We start from the raw sequence: 549 nt of genomic DNA on the forward strand, positions 1-549 counted from the left end.
GAACCGAATTCGAACCAGTTACCTTTGTCGACAAGCACGAGCCCCATCGACGTGCCTCGTGAGTTGCCAGCTCGCCTACCAGAGCAAATCTTCAATCATCCCGCACTGACAACCATAATTCGCTACGCGGTTACTGACTGCTGCGTTGCATCTTGCTGCTTGGTGGACACCTTGGGCAGAAGCTTGGATAACTCCTGCAGTTGGGTTTCAGCTGCATCAAGGGCCTTCAGTGCCGCCTCCTCCCACTCGGGTGCAAGAGGCATCAGATCGGGCTCAACACCCACTTTCAGGCACCACTGGTGGTGGTCGTGCCATGATCCTAAAGCCGACTGTACCGACTTCAGCGAAGTGGTAGCCTTTTTAGTGAGCGGCGATATCGTAGGAAACGCCTCCGTCAAATAGCGAGTGCGTTTAACCAATATCCGCAGCTCATGGCGATCAAAGTCAGGATCATTCAAAGCGAAATGGAGACGGTCAACCTGCTTTGTGAGGGCTCTGCGGATCCGTTTCTCCAACCCGCCTGGCGTGTTTGCCAGTGAAGACGAGCGA

The 549-nt window shown here is 54.5% G+C and carries 1 protein-coding gene; it reads right to left on the reverse strand.

The features are described from left to right. Window positions 1-122 precede the first annotated feature (122 nt). A partial coding sequence (locus AC1DRJ_RS31995) for a CHAD domain-containing protein (RefSeq protein ID WP_477805612.1) occupies window positions 123-549 on the reverse strand: 427 nt, incomplete at its 5' end.

This window comes from Pseudomonas sp. P5_B2 (genome assembly GCF_056400445.1).